This is a genomic window from Streptomyces toxytricini (assembly GCF_014649915.1).
Taxonomy (GTDB): Bacteria; Actinomycetota; Actinomycetes; order Streptomycetales; family Streptomycetaceae; genus Streptomyces; species Streptomyces toxytricini.
Genome location: NZ_BMTY01000001.1, coordinates 451,478 through 467,171 on the forward strand (window position 1 = coordinate 451,478; position 15,694 = coordinate 467,171).

General features: G+C 75.9%; 13 protein-coding genes, 2 tRNA genes and 1 pseudogene. 11 read left to right on the top strand and 5 right to left on the bottom strand.

The features are described from left to right. Nucleotides 1–137: 137 nt before the first annotated feature. Nucleotides 138–464, bottom strand: coding sequence for a DUF8820 family protein (locus tag IE170_RS01950; RefSeq protein WP_125542951.1), 327 nt, complete (start codon nucleotides 462–464; stop codon nucleotides 138–140). A gap of 166 nt (nucleotides 465–630) precedes the next feature. Between IE170_RS01950 and IE170_RS01955 the strand changes: the two genes are divergently transcribed. The 6 genes from IE170_RS01955 to IE170_RS01980 all read left to right on the top strand — a co-directional run bounded on the left by IE170_RS01955 (nucleotide 631) and on the right by IE170_RS01980 (nucleotide 6,095). Beyond that, complete coding sequence (locus tag IE170_RS01955; protein ID WP_189807517.1) at nucleotides 631–1,581, top strand: STM4015 family protein; 951 nt, start codon at nucleotides 631–633, stop codon at nucleotides 1,579–1,581. Further along, a complete protein-coding gene (locus IE170_RS01960; protein ID WP_189807518.1) occupies nucleotides 1,578–2,684 on the top strand; it encodes an STM4014 family protein in 1,107 nt (368 codons plus the stop codon). Before IE170_RS01955 ends, IE170_RS01960 begins: the two co-directional genes overlap by 4 nt. A gap of 64 nt (nucleotides 2,685–2,748) precedes the next feature. Then, nucleotides 2,749–3,594: an STM4013/SEN3800 family hydrolase gene (locus tag IE170_RS01965; protein WP_189807611.1), complete on the top strand. Its 846-nt coding sequence runs from the start codon at nucleotides 2,749–2,751 to the stop codon at nucleotides 3,592–3,594. Continuing rightward, on the top strand, nucleotides 3,591–4,979 hold the full coding sequence (locus IE170_RS01970; protein WP_189807519.1) for an STM4012 family radical SAM protein: 1,389 nt from the start codon (nucleotides 3,591–3,593) through the stop codon (nucleotides 4,977–4,979). Before IE170_RS01965 ends, IE170_RS01970 begins: the two co-directional genes overlap by 4 nt. 7 nt (nucleotides 4,980–4,986) lie before the next feature. Then, nucleotides 4,987–5,835 (top strand): STM4011 family radical SAM protein, encoded by an 849-nt coding sequence (locus IE170_RS01975; protein ID WP_189807520.1) that lies wholly within the window; start codon nucleotides 4,987–4,989, stop codon nucleotides 5,833–5,835. 186 nt (nucleotides 5,836–6,021) lie between these two features. Further along, a tRNA-Trp gene (locus IE170_RS01980) sits at nucleotides 6,022–6,095 on the top strand. 159 nt (nucleotides 6,096–6,254) lie between these two features. Here IE170_RS01980 and IE170_RS01985 read toward each other — a convergent pair. Further along, nucleotides 6,255–7,049, bottom strand: coding sequence for an APH(3'') family aminoglycoside O-phosphotransferase (locus tag IE170_RS01985; protein WP_189807612.1), 795 nt, complete (start codon nucleotides 7,047–7,049; stop codon nucleotides 6,255–6,257). Nucleotides 7,050–7,300: 251 nt separating this feature from the next. Between IE170_RS01985 and IE170_RS01990 the strand changes: the two genes are divergently transcribed. Next, nucleotides 7,301–8,257, top strand: a complete 957-nt coding sequence (locus IE170_RS01990) for an aldo/keto reductase (protein ID WP_189807521.1) — start codon at nucleotides 7,301–7,303, stop codon at nucleotides 8,255–8,257. Nucleotides 8,258–8,275: 18 nt separating this feature from the next. Here the strand turns inward: IE170_RS01990 and IE170_RS01995 are convergent. The 3 genes from IE170_RS01995 to IE170_RS02005 all read right to left on the bottom strand — a co-directional run bounded on the left by IE170_RS01995 (nucleotide 8,276) and on the right by IE170_RS02005 (nucleotide 12,079). After that, nucleotides 8,276–8,351, bottom strand: a tRNA-Trp gene (locus tag IE170_RS01995). 63 nt (nucleotides 8,352–8,414) lie between these two features. Beyond that, nucleotides 8,415–9,266, bottom strand: a complete 852-nt coding sequence (locus IE170_RS02000; RefSeq protein ID WP_189807613.1) for an ABC transporter permease — start codon at nucleotides 9,264–9,266, stop codon at nucleotides 8,415–8,417. 5 nt (nucleotides 9,267–9,271) lie between these two features. Continuing rightward, nucleotides 9,272–12,079, bottom strand: coding sequence for an alpha/beta fold hydrolase (locus tag IE170_RS02005; RefSeq protein WP_189807522.1), 2,808 nt, complete (start codon nucleotides 12,077–12,079; stop codon nucleotides 9,272–9,274). Nucleotides 12,080–12,987: 908 nt separating this feature from the next. Between IE170_RS02005 and IE170_RS02010 the strand changes: the two genes are divergently transcribed. The 4 genes and pseudogenes from IE170_RS02010 to IE170_RS32365 all read left to right on the top strand — a co-directional run. Then, complete coding sequence (locus IE170_RS02010) at nucleotides 12,988–14,541, top strand: ATP-dependent DNA ligase (RefSeq protein WP_189807523.1); 1,554 nt, start codon at nucleotides 12,988–12,990, stop codon at nucleotides 14,539–14,541. A gap of 75 nt (nucleotides 14,542–14,616) precedes the next feature. Beyond that, nucleotides 14,617–15,234, top strand: a complete 618-nt coding sequence (locus IE170_RS02015) for a helix-turn-helix domain-containing protein (protein WP_189807524.1) — start codon at nucleotides 14,617–14,619, stop codon at nucleotides 15,232–15,234. Between the two features lie 48 nt (nucleotides 15,235–15,282). Further along, entirely contained in the window at nucleotides 15,283–15,405 is a 123-nt protein-coding gene (locus tag IE170_RS02020) for a DUF6126 family protein (RefSeq protein WP_114055537.1), read from the top strand. A 64-nt stretch (nucleotides 15,406–15,469) separates the two neighbouring features. After that, nucleotides 15,470–15,694: pseudogene (locus tag IE170_RS32365) on the top strand (dihydrodipicolinate reductase); the annotation flags it as partial.

The following is a 15,694-nucleotide window of genomic DNA, read 5'->3' on the forward strand; positions in this document are numbered from 1 at the left end:
GGTGCGTGGTCACGTCGTCCTCGGTCTCGTGCGGGGCCGGCCGCGGCAGCGGTCGGCCGGGTGGGGGAGGACCGCGGCGGCCGGTGGGCGCCGTGCGGCCCGGGGTACGGGCGGGCTGGCGGGTGCGTGGCGGGCGGTCAGTCGGCGACGTACCGGACCGCGCCCGGCACGTACTCCCGCTGCCGAACCACCCGGAACCAGCCCTTCGGCAGGGGTATCGCCGCATGCTCCTCGTGCACCACGCGCCCGCCCTCCGGCAGGTGCAGCAGCAGCGGCCCGAACTCCCCGCCCTCGCGCACCAGCCGGCCCGGCCCCGGCACGGCGTGCGCGTGCCCCGTCACCTCTCCGCGCGCCAGCACCAGCCGGCCCCGCGCGTCCCGCGCCTCGCCCGGCGCCCGCACCGCCCACTCCGGAACGGCCCCCTTCGGGACCGGCGCGATCAGGACGTCCCCCTGCCGGTACACGGCTCTCCCTCCCGCGGGCCCCCTCGGACCCGCTCGATCTTCCCCAACGCTAGGCCGCCGGTCTGACAACGGCCCCTCGAACGCCTGGTCGGGACTGTCGGTGCCGCTTGGTAGAACTGGTGTCGCACGTCCGCCCCACCGGCCACCCACCCCAGGAGCAGCGCACATGAGCATCAGCGGCCACATGAAGGAGTGGGGAGGCCTGCCCGTGTACGCCTTTCCGGGCCCCGGCGAAGAGCCCGCCGGGCCGCTTCCCGAACCCGGCAGCGTCGCCTGGCGCGTCAGCGCCGACTACTGGGAGTCCGACGAGGAATGGCCCGCGGCCTTCGCCCGGTTCGCCGCAGCCGTCGACCTCACCCGCGTCCGCTCGCTGATCGTCGGCACCTGGAGCGAATGCGCCGAGGGCATCCAGGAGTACGTCCTCGACGTCCTCCTCCCCGCCGCGGACCGGATGCCCGAGCTCCGCGCCCTCTTCCTCGGCGACATGACCTGCGAGGAGAGCGAGATCTCCTGGATCGAGCAGGCCGACATCAGGCCGGTTTTGGAGACGTTCCCGCTGCTGGAGGAGTTCGGCGTCCGGGGCGGCAGCGGCCTCGTCTTCCCGCCGCTGCGACACGCCGCGCTGCGCCGGCTGCGCATCGAGACCGGGGGCCTGTCCCGGGAGGTCGTGCGCACCGTCGGCGCCTGCGACTTCCCGGCCCTGGAGGACCTCGACATCTGGCTCGGCACCTCCTGGTACGGCGCGGACACCCAGCCGGCAGACCTGGAACCCTTCATGACGGGCGCCCGGCTGCCCGCCCTGCGCCGCCTCGCGCTGCGCAACAGCGACATCCAGAACGAGATCGCCACCGCCCTCGCCGGAGCGCCCGTCGTCGCCCGGCTCCGCGAACTCGACCTGTCCATGGGCACCCTGGGCGACGAGGGCGCCCTCGCCCTCCTCGACGGGCAGCCCCTAACCCACCTGCGCAAGCTGGACCTCCACCACCACTTCATCAGCGAGCCGGTGGAACGCCGCATCGAGGAGACGCTCACCCCGCACGGCGTCGAGGTCGACCTCGGCGAGCGCCAGAGCACCCGCAGCCGGCGGGACGGGCGCTACACCGCGGTGGCCGAGTGACTGCGGCCGGGGCCGCGCGGTACGCCGTCGTCGGCAATCCGGACAACCGCAGGACGGCCTTCTTCCAGGCCGCCCTGCGGGCCGCCGGGCTGCCCGCGGCCCGCGTCGTGCCCTGGCTCGACGTCCTCGCGGGCACCGCCCGCTTCCACCCCGGCGAGACCGTCCGCATCGACTCCCCGGGCGAGGACCCGCAGGTCGACCGGATCATGCGCGGCGCCGCCGAGCCGACCCGGGTGGAGGGCGGCGTCCGCTGGTACCGGGCGTTCCGCGCCGCCGTGGAGCGGATCGCGCACGACGTGCGGGCGGCGGGCGGGCACCTCCTGGCCGACCCCGCCGAACTGGCCGTCCTCTTCGACAAGCGGCTCTGCCACGCCGCCCTGGACCGGGCCGGGATCCCCGTCCCGCCGTCCCCCACCTCCGGGGCCGCCGCCCCGCCGCTGCGCGGCTGGCAGGACCTGCGCGAAATCCTCGCCAGGCCGGGCCTGCGCCGGGTCTTCGCCAAACCGGCCCACGGCTCCTCCGCCTCGGGCGTGCTCGCCGTCGAAACCGCCTCCGGCGGCCGTGTCCGCGCCACCACCTCGGTCGAACTGACCCCTTCCGGCGCCCTGTACAACTCGCTGCGGCTGCACCGCTACGAGGACGAGGCCGCCATCGCCGCCATCGTCGACGCCCTCGCCCCCGACGGCCTCCACGTCGAGCGCTGGCTGCCCAAGGCCTCCCAGCACGGCCGCTCCGCCGACCTGCGCGTCGTCGTGGTCGCCGGCCGCGCCACGCACGCCGTGGTCCGCACGGCCGCCGGCCCGCTGACCAACCTGCACCTGGGCGGGTCCCGCGGCGACCTGGCCGCCGTACAGGCCGCCGTCGCCGCCGCCGGCGGCAGTTGGCGGCAGGCGCTGGAGGTGTGCGAGCGCGCCGCGGCCGTCTTCCCCGGCACGCCGTGCGTCGGCGTCGACCTGCTGCCGGCTGCCGGCTGGCGGCGGTTCGCCGTCGGCGAGGTCAACGCCTTCGGGGACCTCCTGCCCGGGCTGACCGGCCTTCCCGGCGGCCCCGCCGAGGGCACCGACACCTACGGCGCCCAGGTCGCCGCCCTCCCGCACCCCTGACCCGTACGACAGGAACACCATGCACGCCACCCCGCCCGCGCCTGCGCCCGCCGCGGAACCCGACATGAACGAGGTCGTCGGCCGCGACGACCTCCTGCTGGTCACCCTCGACACGCTCCGCTTCGACGTCGCCGAACGCCTCGCAGCCGAGGGACGCATCCCGCACCTCACGGCCGTCCTGCCCGGCGGCCGCTGGGAGCGCCGCCACGCCCCCGGAAGCTTCACCTACGCCTCCCACCAGGCGATGTTCGCCGGGTTCCTGCCGACCCCCGCCGCCCCCGGCCCGCACCCGCGGCTCTTCGCCGCCCGGTTCGCGGGCAGCGAGACCACCGCCGGCCGCACCTGGGTCTTCGACACGCCCGACCTCGTCTCGGGACTGGCCGCGGCCGGCTACCACACGGTGTGCGTGGGCGGCGTCGGCTTCTTCAACAAGCAGGCGGCGCTCGGCTCCGTCCTGCCCGGGATGTTCGCCGAGTCCCACTGGGAGCCCGGGTTCGGGGTGGCCTCCCCGACCTCCTTCGAGCAGCAGGTGGCCTGCGCCGAGCGCGTCGTCGCCGCACTGCCCGCCGAGCAGCGGCTGTTCCTGTTCGTCAACGTCTCCGCGATGCACCAGCCCAACTGGTTCCACCGGTCCGGCGCCCGCGCCGAGGACGGCGACTGCGCCGACACCCACGCCGCCGCCCTGGAGTACGTCGACCGGCACATCGGCCGCCTCTTCGACGCCGCCCGCAGCCGCCGCCGCTGCTTCGCCGTCGTGTGCTCCGACCACGGCACCGCCTACGGCGACGGCGGCTATACCGGCCACCGCCTCGCCCACGAGGCCGTCTGGACCGTGCCGTACGCGCACTTCTTCCTCGAACCGGATACGCGGCCCGCCGCCGGGGACGACCGCGGGGAGTCCGGCCGATGACCGCCACCGCCACCCCCGAAGCCGCGCCCGCCGGCACCGCGCCCGCGCCCGTGCGCCCGTACGAGGCGTACGTGTACGCCTACCCGCACAAGACGGCCTACCGGCGGCTGCCCGACCGGCCCGCCCTGCGCGACCTGTGGGCGGGCCAACCGAAGGACGCGCTCTCGCTCTACCTGCACGTCCCGTTCTGCGAGGTCCGCTGCGGCTTCTGCAACCTCTTCACCCGCATCGGCGCCCCCGACGGCCTCACCACCGCCTACCTCGACGCCCTGGAACGCCAGGCCCGCACCGTCCGCGAGGCCCTCGCCGCCGACGGGACCGAGCCCCGCTTCGCCGCGGCCGCGTTCGGCGGCGGCACCCCCACCTTCCTCACGGCCCGCGAACTGGAGCGGCTCTGCGACATCGCCGAGCAGGCGGCGGGCGCCGACCTGCGGGCCGTCCCGCTGTCCGTGGAGGCCTCACCGCCGACCGCCACCGCCGACCGGCTCGCCGTCCTCGCGGAACGCGGCACCACCCGCCTGAGCCTCGGCGTGCAGAGCTTCGTCGACCGCGAGGCCCGCTCCGCGGTGCGCCCCCAGCGGCGGGCCGACGTGGAAGCCGCCCTCGGCCGCATCCGGGATGCCGGGATCCCCGTCCTCAACATCGACCTCATCTACGGCATCGACGGCCAGACCGAGGACACCTGGCGCCACTCCCTGGAGGCGGCGCTCGCCTGGAGCCCCGAGGAGCTGTACCTCTACCCCCTGTACGTGCGCCCGCTGACCGGGCTGGGCCGCCGCGGCGCCGCCGACGCCCCCGACCCGGCCTGGGACGAGCAGCGGCTGCGGCTGTACCGCCACGGGCGGGACCTGCTCCTCGCCGCCGGCTACCGGCAGGTGTCCATGCGGATGTTCCGCCGGCCCGACGCCCCCGCCTCCGCCGCCGACGACCACGCCTGCCAGACCGACGGCATGGTCGGCCTCGGCTGCGGAGCCCGCTCCTACACGAGCACGCTGCACTACTCGTTCGACTACGCGGTGGACATGGGCGAGATACGCCGCATCATCGACGACTACGTCGACCGCCCCGCCCGGGACTTCGAGCGGGCCGAGATCGGCCGGCACGTCGACGGCGACGAGGCCCGACGCCGGCACCTGCTGCAATCCCTCCTCCAGGCCGAGGGCCTCTCCCTGTCCGAGTACCGGGCCCGCTTCGGGACCGTCCCGCAGGACGACTTCCCCGCCGAGCTCGCCTCGTTCGCCGCGCGCGGCTGGCTCGCCGGCGACGCCGGCACGGGGGAGCGGCTGCGGCTCAGCCCGGAGGGCCTCGCCCACTCCGACGCCGTCGGGCCCGCCCTGTTCTCCCCGGCCGTACGCGCCGCCATGGCCGCGTACGACCGCAAGTGAGGCCGCGATGGACCTGACGCTGCTGTACCGGGGGCCGCTCGCATCCTGCGACTACGACTGCCCCTACTGCCCGTTCGCCAAGCGGCGCGACAGCCGGGCCGCCCTGGCGGCCGACCGGGAGGCCCTGGAGCGGTTCACCGCCTGGGCGGCCGGCAACACCGGCGACCGGCTTTCGGTGCTGTTCACCCCCTGGGGGGAGGGCCTCGTACGGTCCTGGTACCGGAGGGCCCTCGTCGAGCTGTCGCACCTGCCGCACGTGCGCCGGGTCGCCATCCAGACCAACCTGTCGGGACGGACCGGCTGGACGGCGGAGGCCGACCCGGACCGGCTCGCCCTGTGGTGCACGTACCACCCGGGACAGACCCCGTACGACCGGTTCCTCGACAAGTGCCGCGAGCTGGCCGCGGCCGGCATCCGCCACAGCGTCGGCATCGTCGGGATGCCGGAGCACCTGGAGGAGGCCCGGCGGCTGCGGGAGGACCTGCCCGAACGGGTCTACCTGTGGGTCAACGCCGCCGAAGGGCGCACCTACACCGACGCCGAGGCCGACCGGTGGACCGCGATCGACCCGCTCTTCCCCTACAGCCGCCACCCGCACCGCTCCGCGGGGCTGCCATGCCGCACCGGCTCCTCGGTGGTCTCGGTCGACGGGGCCGGCACGGTGCGCCGCTGCCACTTCGTCAAGGCGGAGCTCGGGAACCTGTACGACGGCTCCTACCGGGCCGCCCTGCGGCCGAGGCCCTGCCCGCTGGCCGTCTGCGACTGCCACATCGGGTACGTCCACCTGGAGACGCTGCCGCTGTACGACGTCTTCGCGGGCGGGGTCCTCGAACGCGTCCCCGCGCCGCGCACGTGAACGGGCCGGTCCGGCAGGCCGCTCACGACAGGCTCCCGTGGCCGACGGCCTTCGCCCGGCCGCCGTTCAGCAGATGCGCGGAGGCGGTGGGGAGCCCACGATCCCCCACCGCCCGCCCACGCGCGACGCAACCCGCGAAATGAATTGGATCTCCGGCCCCGGCCATGGCATGGTTGGTCTCGCCGAAGGGGTGTAGCTCAGCTGGCCAGAGCGTCGGTCTCCAAAACCGAATGCCGCAGGTTCGAATCCTGTCGCCCCTGCTCGTGTGACCTGCTCGGTCACCGCCGAAGGCCCAGGTCAGACATGGTCTGCCTGGGCCTTCGGCATGCAGCGGGACATGTCGCCGCCCACCGGCTCCCGCGGTGGGGGCTCGATCTCCGCCCCCCAAAACCCCCCAACGGCTTGCGCCTCGGATCAGGTCACCCCCAGGTGAGGGGGTCGAGGTGGAGGTAGAAACGCAGGCGGTCGTGGTCCAGGCCGATGCCGTACCTCTCGGCGAAAACCGTGTCGGCAGCCCGGGCCTGCTCCTCCTCCGCCCAAGTCTCCCGTGCGCTGGCGAGCAGCAGTGCCAGGTCGGCGTGGCGGTCGGCAAGTCCGAGGCGGCCCAGGTCGATGAAGCCCGACACGTCCAGGGTCTGCGGATCGAGAATGATGTTGGGCAGACACAGGTCCCCGTGGCACACGACCAAGTCGGCGGCTTCCTGCTCCCGGCGGTGTGAGGCCTGCCGGGCGAGGCGGTCCAGCAGCTCCGCACCGGGCGTCAGCTGCTGCTCAACCGGGAGGAACTCGGGGTTGACGGCATCGCGCGCCACGACATCGCGCGCCAGGGTGAGCATGGCGTCCAGACCCCTGCGGAACGGGCACTGGGACACAGGCGCCTCGTGCAGCCGACGGACCGCGTCCGCGATGCGTTCCCAAGCGCCCCGCAGATCTTCAGCGGGTACCTGATCGGCGGGTATGCCGGGGACAGCACTCGTCACCAGACAGGCGCCGGCGTCATCGGACTGCCAGTCGAGCACGCGAGGGCCGGGTACGTCCCGACCGCCCAGCCATGCGACCCGGTCGCGCTCGGCTTCCAGGCCGGCCGCGTCCGCAGCGGGCACGCACTTGGCGTACCGGGCGGCGTCCGCGCTGCGGAAGACGGTTGCTCCCGACTCGCCCGCGGTGACCGGCAACCAGCCGCCGTCATCCACGCCGAGCAGCAGCGGCGACATGGTCCGGGTGTCGCGGCGATCGCTCACGGCAACCACTCTAGCCAGCCCGGCACATCAGGCGACCGCGCAGTCTCCCGCAATACGGCCGGCGTGCGGCAAGGCACGATCCGAAAGAAACGGCCCGGACGAGCGCCTCGGTCGTCACGGACAACGGCAGCAAGCCAATGCCGGCCGCAGGAGCGGCCGGCGTCGGTGCCTAGACTGGCCGGTCTGTAGAGCGATCTTGATGCGGATCAGGGTGGAGGAACCCCATGCGCCATGTTTCCCTGGGCAGTTCAGGTCTTCAGGTGTCGGCGGTCGGGCTCGGCTGCAACAACTTCGGCGGGCGGCTCGACGCCAAGGAGACCCGGGCCGTCGTCGACGCCGCCATCGACGCGGGGATCACGCTCCTCGACACCGCCGACATCTACGGCGGCCGCGGCGGCTCCGAAACCCACCTCGGGCAGGCCCTCAAGGGCCGCCGCGACCAGGTCGTCCTCGCCACCAAGTTCGGCTACGACGGCGTCGACATGGGGTACGGGCCCGCGGCCGGGTCGCGCGGCGGACGCGGCTACATCCGGCGCGCCGTCGAGGAGTCGCTGCGCCGCCTGGACACCGACCACATCGACCTCTACCAGCTGCACAGCCCAGACCCGGCCACCCCGATCGCCGAGACGCTGGCCGCGCTGACGGAACTCGTCGCCGAAGGCAAGATCCGCTACATCGGGCACTCGAACCTGAGCGGCTGGCAGCTCGCCGAAGCCGCGCACGTGGCGCGGGAGACGGGCGCGGTGCCGTTCGTGTCTGCGCAGAACGAGTGGTCGCTGCTCCAGCGCTCCGCGGAGGCCGAGCTGGTCCCGGCCGCGCTGCACTACGGCGTCGGCGTGCTCCCGTACTTCCCCTTGGCCAACGGCCTGCTCACCGGGAAGATCCGGCGGGGCGCGCCGGTGCCGACGGGGTCCCGCCTCGAAGGCCGCGACGCGTACCTGACCGAGCGGCGGCTGGACACGGTCGAGGCGCTCGCCGCCATCGCGGAGAAGCACGGACGCAGCGTGCTGGAACTGGCCGTCGGCTGGCTGTCGGCGCAGCCGGGCTGCGCGTCCGTCATCGCGGGCGCCACCTCGCCCGAGCAGGTGCGGGCCAACGCCGCGGCCGGAACGGCCCCGCTCGACCCGGAACTCCTGGCGGACATCGACGCCGTGGCCCCCGCACCGGGCACCGCGGCCTGACGCCGGTCGGGGAGGGGGCGGAGCCGGCCGGATTCGAACCGGCGTCCTCACGGTTTTGGAGACCGCGCGCGACGACCTCTGCGCTACGGGCCCCGCCCTTGCCGGGGAGTCTAGCCAGCCCCGCCCATCCGGCCTGCCCCGCCCTCGGCGGGGCGGTTCAGGAGACGATGTCCTTGCGGGCGAAGCCCCTGAAGGCGAGGGCCGCGAGGACGAGGGCGTACGAGACGGACACCGCCGAGCCCTTCGCCATGCCGCCCCACTCCAGGTGCGGCTGGAGGGCGTCCGCCCAGGCGAACTGCCAGTGCGCGGGCAGGAAGTCCCGCCAGGACCCGAGCGCGGTCACCGCGTCCAGCACGTTGCCCGCGATGGTGAGCCCGACCGCGCCGCCGACGGCGCCCAGCGGGGCGTCCGTCCGCGTGGACAGCCAGAACGCGAGCCCGGCGGTGACCAGCTGGGAGACGAACACGTACGCCACCGCCAGCGCCAGCCGCGGCAGCGTGTCCCCGGCGGGCAGGGCGCCGCCCGCCGGGAGTTGCAGCGGCCCCCAGCCGTACGCGGCCGTGCCCGCAACCAGCGCCACCGCCGGCAGGAGCACGATCGCCGCCAGGCTGAAGCCGAGCGCCACGACCAGCTTGCTCCACAGCAGGCGCGCCCGCGGCACCGGCGCCGCCAGCAGGTAGCGCAGCGAGGACCAGGACGCCTCCGAGGCGACCGTGTCGCCGCAGAACAGCGCCACCGGCACCACCAGCAGGAACCCGGCCGACACGAACAGGCAGGTGGCGGCGAAGTTCGCGCCGGACGCCGTCGCCGTGTCGATCAGGGTGATCCGGGTGTCGCCGCGGCCGCCGTCCCGGTCGCCGCCCACCGCGAACGCGATCATCATCACGAACGGCAGTGCGGCCAGCACCGCGCCCATCACCAGCGTCCGCCGCCGGCGCCACTGCCGCAGCGCCTCCACGCGCAGCGGCAGCGTCCGGCCGGGCCGGTATCCCGCGGCGACTTCCGCCATGGCGCTCACGCCGTACCTCCGATCAGGGTCAGGAACGCGTCCTCCAGCCGCCGGTGCGGCCCCACCGCGCTCACCGGCACTTCCAGCCGCACCAGTTCGGCGACCAGCTCTGCGGCCGTGCCGCCGCCGAGCCGGACGAGGAGCCCGTCGTCGCAGGGCGCCGCCGACTCCACGCCTTCCAGGGCCGCCACCTTCGCGACGGTCACCTCGTCCACCGGCCCGTCGACACGGACCAGCAGGGTGTCCCCGCCGCCGGTGATCTCGGCGACCTCGCCCGCCTGCACGAGGCGGCCGCGGTCCATGACGACCAGGTGGGTGCAGGTCTGCTCCACCTCGGACAGGAGGTGGCTGGAGACGATCACCGTCCTGCCGCCCGCCGCGTAGCGGACCATGACCTCCCGCATCTCCCGGATCTGCGGCGGGTCCAGGCCGTTGGTCGGCTCGTCGAGGATCAGCAGGTCCGGCAGCCCGAGCATCGCCTGGGCGATGGCGAGCCGCTGCCGCATGCCCTGCGAGTACGTGCGCACGGCGCGCTCCAGTGCGTCGCCGAGCCCGGCGATCTCCAGGGCCTCCGCCATGTGCGCGTCGGCGGCCGGGCGGCCGGTGGCCTGCCAGTACAGTTCGAGGTTCGCCCGCCCGGACAGGTGCGGCAGGAAGCCGGCCCCCTCGACGAAGGCGCCCACCCGCGACAGGACCGGCGCCCCGGCCCGCACCGGGTGCCCGAAGACGCGGATCTCCCCGGCGTCGGGCGAGATGAGGCCCATCAGCATCCGCAGCGTCGTGGTCTTGCCCGCGCCGTTCGGCCCGAGCAGGCCGAGGACCTGGCCCTGATCCACCCGGAACGACAGGTCCCGCACCGCGTACCGGTCACGGGACCCGGCGTACCGCTTCGTCAGGCCGGTGATCGCGAGCGGTACGCGGGCCAGTGCCGGATCCGGCCCGGCGGGGCCCGGGGCCCCCGCATGCCGGGGCCGGCGCCGGACTCCCAGCAGCAGGGCGGCCAGGAGCGCCGCGCCGAGCGGCATCCCCCACGTCCAGGCGGGCAGCCCGGCCGCGGCCGCGCGCACCCCGTCGGCGACGGGCACGGCCAGCGGCCCCTGCACGGAGACGGCGTACGAGGCGGGGGCCGCCGGGGAGGCGTAGCCGAGGTCGGTGGCCGACACGACGAGGCGCAGCCGGTGCCCGGCCCGCACGGCGTGGTCCACGGCGGGCAGCCGCAGCTCGACGGTCCGGCCCTGCTGCGCGTCCGCCACCCGCAGCGGGGCGACCAGCTGCTGCGGCAGCACCTGCTGCCGGCCGTCGGGGCCGACGTCGTACACCTTGCCGAACAGGACGGCCGATCCGTCGGGGGCCGTCGACCGCACGCGCAGCGACACGGTCGGCGTCCCGGTGATCCGCACGTCCTGCGGCAGCGGCTCCGACTCGAACCGGGCGTGCTGCCCGGGGAAGTCCATCGCAAGGCCGGTCCCGAAGGCGGCGAGCTGCCCGCCGACGCCCGGGACGGACGACAGCGCGGCGGGGGTGCCGCCTGCCGGGTTGGCGAACACCTGCTCCGCGGGCCGGCCTGCGAGCGCGAACTCCCGGCGCCCCGCGGTGAGGCCCGGGTAGGCGTCGCCGCTCGCGCCGCGCAGGCGGACGGCGCCGTCGGTGGAGTCCATGCCGCCGGAGCGGGAGACCCGGAAGACCGGGCCGGTCGCGGCCGACTCGTCGCCCTTGAGGTGGCGGTCGAACCAGGCGGCGACCCGGTCCTCGATGCGCCGGGTCTCGCGCTCGCCGCCGTCGTGGCCGCCGGCGGCCCAGTCCACGGCGACGGGAGCACCGTTCGCGGTGATCGCGCGGGCCGTGGCGTCGGCCTGGTCGAGGGGGAAGAGCGAGTCCGCCTGGCCCTGCACGATGAGGGCCGGCACCCGGATGCGGTCCGCGACCGCGGACGGGCTGCGTGCCTCCAGCAGGGCCCGGGCTTCGGCGTCGGGCGCCCCGGCCGCGGCGACGCGCTCGTACATGGCGCACAGCTCGGGCCGGAACCGGCCGCACGCGCCGGCGCCGGGCGGCCTCCCGGTGCCGTCCGCCGCTTCGGCGCCCGGCCCGGCCGCCGCGGGCCCGCCCGGGGCAGCGCCCCCGGGGGCCGTGCCGCCGCCCGCGTCCGGCGCCGCCTCGGCCGGTCCGGCCGGCCGGACGCCGCCGGCCGAGCCGGTGGTGAAGAACAGGCCCGCCCACAGCTTCTTGAAGACGCCCTGCGGGAAGAGGGCGTCCGCGAGGTTCCAGTACGTGATCTGCGGGGCGATCGCGTCGACGCGCCGGTCGTGGCCGGCGGCGAGCAGCGAGACGGCCCCGCCGTACGAGGCCCCGGCTATGCCGACGCGCGGGTCGCCGGAGCCGTCGAGCTGCACCTCCGGGCGCGCCGCCAGCCAGTCCAGCAGGCGGGAGACGTCCTTCACCTCGTACGCGGGGTCGTTGAGCCCGATGTGCCCGCCGGAGCGGCCGAAGCCGCGGGCCGACCAGGTGAGTACGGCGTACCCGTCGCGGGCGAGCCGCTCGGCCTGCGCCCGTGCGTCGTCCTTGCTGCCGCCGAATCCGTGCCCGAGCAGCACGGCGGGGCGCCGGCCCGCACCGCCCGCCGTGAAGAACGAGGTGTCGATCGCGGCGCCGGGCATCTCCAGCACCCTGTCCTCGCGGTGCACGGCCCGTTCCCCGCGGGGCGCGGCGGCGGACCAGGTGCCCGCCCCGGCGACGACGGCCAGCGCGGCCGCGCCCGCCAGCAGGCGGCCGCGGCGGCGCCGGGGCAGCGGGAGCTTCGGCAGTCGGAGCGTCATACCGGAACCCTAGACGCAGCGGCGGACCCCGCCGAGCCGCCCCCGGTCGGACCCGGCGGCCTCCTTGAGGACTACACCGGCCCCGCCGGCATACCGCAACCGCGGTACGCCGCCGCCCCGGCACGCCCGCGGCCGCCCCGCACGCCGCCCGCCCGGCAGGCCCGCCGGGCGGCGGCCGGTGCCGTACGGCGGTGGCCCGGCCCCGCGTCCCGCCCGCCGGGGCCGGGGGCGGCCCGCCCTGAGCTGCGGCGGGCCGCGGAGCGGTACCTGGTGCCGTATGTCCCCGGCAGGCCTCACGGTCCGCCTGCGGGAGCCGGGGTCGGCTGACCGGGGCTGCGCTGTCGGCCCCCGGTGCAGCCGCCGGTGCCGTACGGCCGACGGCCTCGCGGGCCGCCGGCAGCAGCCGGCCCACCCGGCTTGCGCGTCGGGCGGCGCCGCTGCCTTCGGAGCGGTGGCCGGTGCCGTACAGGCTTTGCCTGTTCCGCGGGTCGCGCACGGGAGCCGTGCCCGCGGCGCGCCGGGTGGCCCTCCCGGCCCGGGCGGGCGCCGGCGCCGCACGGTCGGGGCCCGCACCGCGCCCGCAGGAGCGCCGAGCTGCGCCGGGCCGTGATGCTCGACGGCTCGCTGCCCCGGGTGGGGGCGGCGGTCCTGACCGCGGGCGGCGGCGCTGCGCGAGGTCGCAGTGCAGGTTGGGCGGCCCGTACAGTCGAGGCTCGCCGCGACGGCGGGATCCGTCGCGGAGGCCTTGTCCGCCCTCGGGCCGTGCGCGGTTGCCCGCCCCTGGTTGCGCCGGGGCCGCGCCGAGGGAGGGGCCCCGCCCGGGTTGCCGCGGGCCCGGGCCGCGCACCGCCAGCCGGGGCCGCCCCGGCCGGGCTGCGGCCTGGGCTCGGCGGCGGCAGGATGGCCGCATGCTGCTCGCCGACGTCGCCCGCGTGTCCCGCGAGGTCGCCGGGGCCTCCGCCCGGTCCCGGAAGACCGCCCTGCTCGCGGAGCTGTTCGCCGCCGCGCCGCCGGAGGAGGCGGCCCTCGTCATCTCCTACCTCGCCGGGCGCCTCCCGCAGGGGCGGCCGGGCCTCGGGTGGAGCACCCTCGGCCGGCACGTCGAGCCGGCCGACCACCCCTCCCTCGGCGTCGCCGAGGTCGACGCCGCGATCACCGAGCTCGCCCTGCTCTCGGGCCCCGGCTCCCGCGACGCCCGGCAGCGGATCGTGGCGCGCCTGCTCGCCGCCGCCACCGAGCCGGAGCAGCGGTTCCTGCGCAGCCTGCTCTCCGGGGAGGTCCGCCAGGGCGCCCTGGACGCGGTCGCCCTTGACGGGGTGGCCGCGGCCGCCGGCGTCCCGGCCGCCGAGCTGCGCCGGGCCGTGATGCTCGACGGCTCGCTGCCCCGGGTGGGGGCGGCGGTCCTGACCGCGGGCGCGGCGGCGCTGCGCGAGGTCGCACTGCAGGTCGGGCGGCCCGTACAGCCCATGCTCGCCGCTACCGCGGGATCGGTCGCGGAGGCCCTCTCCGCGCTCGGGCCGTGCGCCGTGGAGGAGAAGCTGGACGGGATCCGCGTCCAGGTGCACCGGGACGGCGAGGCCGTCCAGGTGTACACGCGCTCCCTGGACGAGATCACCGGCCGGCTGCCGGAGGTGGTCGAGGCGGCCCGCCGGTTCGCGGGGGACCGGTTCATCCTCGACGGCGAGGTGATCGGGCTGGGCGCGGACGGCCGCCCCGTGCCCTTCCAGGAGGTGGCGAGCCGGGTCGGGTCGCGGCTGGACGTGGAGACCGCCCGCCGCGCCCTTCCCGTCGTCCCGTACTTCTTCGACGTGCTGGCCGCCGGCGGCGACGTCCTCCTCGACCTGCCGGTCCGCGAGCGGTACGCGGTGCTCGCCGAGCTCGTCCCCGAGCGGTTCCGGGTCCGCCGGCTCGCCGTCGAGGATCCGCAGGCGCAGGCGGGCGCGGCCGAGGAGTTCTGGTCGCAGACGCTGCGCCGTGGCCACGAGGGGGTCATGGCGAAGGCCCTGGACTCGGCGTACGCGGCCGGGCGCCGCGGCCGCAACTGGCTGAAGGTGAAACCCGTCCACACCCTGGACCTCGTCGTCCTCGCCGCGGAATGGGGCCACGGCCGCCGCACCGGCCTGCTGTCGAACCTGCACCTCGGCGCGCGGGCCGACGAGGGCGGGTACGCCATGCTCGGCAAGACGTTCAAGGGGCTCACCGACGAGATGCTGCGCTGGCAGACCGACCGGCTGCGCGAGCTGGCCGTGGCGGACGACGGGCACACCGTGCGGGTGCGGCCCGAGCTGGTCGTCGAGATCGCCTACGACGGCCTCCAGCGCTCCCCGCGCTACCCGGCCGGCGTCGCGCTCCGCTTCGCCCGCGTCCTGCGGCACCGGCCCGACAAGAGCGCCGACGAGGCCGACACGGTGGAGACCGTGCTCGGCACCCCGGGAGGCAGCCCGGTTTCGGAGGACGCCTGACGGCCGCCACCAGGCACTTTTACCTCAGAGGCAAGAGGAATTGCCGCAGGGGTAAGTTTCTGGCTCAATCGGCACATGACACCTGGTCCCGCCGACCCGGAAGCCGACGAGCTCCCCGCGGTAGCCCCGCAGCTGCGCGAACTGCGCCGCCGCTCCGGGCTGACCCTGGAGGCCGCCGCCGCGCGGGCGCGGCTCTCGCCCGCCCACCTGTCCCGCCTGGAGACGGGCCGCCGCCGGCCCTCGCTGCCGCTGCTGCTGGGCCTCGCCCGCACGTACGGTACGACGGTCTCGGAACTGCTCGGCGAGACCGCGGCCGTGCCCGACCCCATCGTACGCGCGGGCGGTCCGGGCGCCCGCGAGGCCGACGGGTGGACGTACTGGCGGGCCGGCGGCTCCGGCCGCGGCATGCAGGCGCTGCGCGTGCACGTCCCGCACGGCCGCAGCCAGGGCGAGCTGGTCCGCGTCCACCCCGGCGAGGAGTGGCTGTACGTCCTCGGGGGCCGGCTGCGGCTGCACCTGGGCGAGGCCGAGTACCTGCTGGACCCGGGCGACAGCGCTCACTTCGACTCACTGACCCCGCACCGCATCGCGGCCGCCACCGCCGGCGGCGCCGAGCTGCTCTTCGTCCACACCCTGCTGCAGAGCAGCCTCGCCGGGATGTGCCTGGGCGGCGGCGCGACCAACCACCCCTGACCAAAGCCCATGCAAAGCCAGAGCCAGAGCCAAGGAGCCCCCCGACCCATGCGCCAGCAGTTCAAGTTCCCGCGCGGCCTGCTGATCCGGCTGATCGCGTACCTCTTCGTCGGCCACCTCTTCGCCTTCTTCGTCTACCTCCTCTTCCTGCTCGGCGGGCAGAACCAGTAGGACCCCGCGCGGCCGTCCGCGCACGGCTCTGGGAACCTCCGGGCCGCGCCGCTACCCTCCGCGCATGATTCCCACGGTTGTCTGGGGCACCGGCAACGTCGGCCGTCTGGCCATCCGCGCCGTCGAGGCCCATCCGGCGCTGCGCCTGGCCGGCGTCATCGTCCACCATCCCGACAAGGTCGGCCGCGACGCGGGGCGGTTGTCCGGGCTCGACCGCGACACCGGCATCACGGCCACCGACGACGTCGCGGCGGTCCTGGCCGCACGGCCTCGGGCCGTGGTCTACGCG

What these genes read in the sequence shown, in the direction of transcription:
- IE170_RS01955 (WP_189807517.1), top strand. Translation starts at nt 631, where the DNA reads ATGAGCATCAGCGGCCACATGAAGGAGTGGGGAGGCCTGCCCGTGTAC.
- IE170_RS01965 (WP_189807611.1), top strand. Translation starts at nt 2,749, where the DNA reads ATGAACGAGGTCGTCGGCCGCGACGACCTCCTGCTGGTCACCCTCGAC.
- IE170_RS01970 (WP_189807519.1), top strand. Translation starts at nt 3,591, where the DNA reads ATGACCGCCACCGCCACCCCCGAAGCCGCGCCCGCCGGCACCGCGCCC.
- IE170_RS01975 (WP_189807520.1), top strand. Translation starts at nt 4,987, where the DNA reads ATGGACCTGACGCTGCTGTACCGGGGGCCGCTCGCATCCTGCGACTAC.
- IE170_RS01985 (WP_189807612.1), bottom strand. Translation starts at nt 7,049, where the DNA reads ATGTCGCCGCTGCTGCTCGGCGTGGATGACGGCGGCTGGTTGCCGGTC.
- IE170_RS01990 (WP_189807521.1), top strand. Translation starts at nt 7,301, where the DNA reads ATGCGCCATGTTTCCCTGGGCAGTTCAGGTCTTCAGGTGTCGGCGGTC.
- IE170_RS02000 (WP_189807613.1), bottom strand. Translation starts at nt 9,266, where the DNA reads ATGGCGGAAGTCGCCGCGGGATACCGGCCCGGCCGGACGCTGCCGCTG.
- IE170_RS02005 (WP_189807522.1), bottom strand. Translation starts at nt 12,079, where the DNA reads ATGACGCTCCGACTGCCGAAGCTCCCGCTGCCCCGGCGCCGCCGCGGC.
- IE170_RS02010 (WP_189807523.1), top strand. Translation starts at nt 12,988, where the DNA reads ATGCTGCTCGCCGACGTCGCCCGCGTGTCCCGCGAGGTCGCCGGGGCC.
- IE170_RS02015 (WP_189807524.1), top strand. Translation starts at nt 14,617, where the DNA reads ATGACACCTGGTCCCGCCGACCCGGAAGCCGACGAGCTCCCCGCGGTA.
- IE170_RS02020 (WP_114055537.1), top strand. Translation starts at nt 15,283, where the DNA reads ATGCGCCAGCAGTTCAAGTTCCCGCGCGGCCTGCTGATCCGGCTGATC.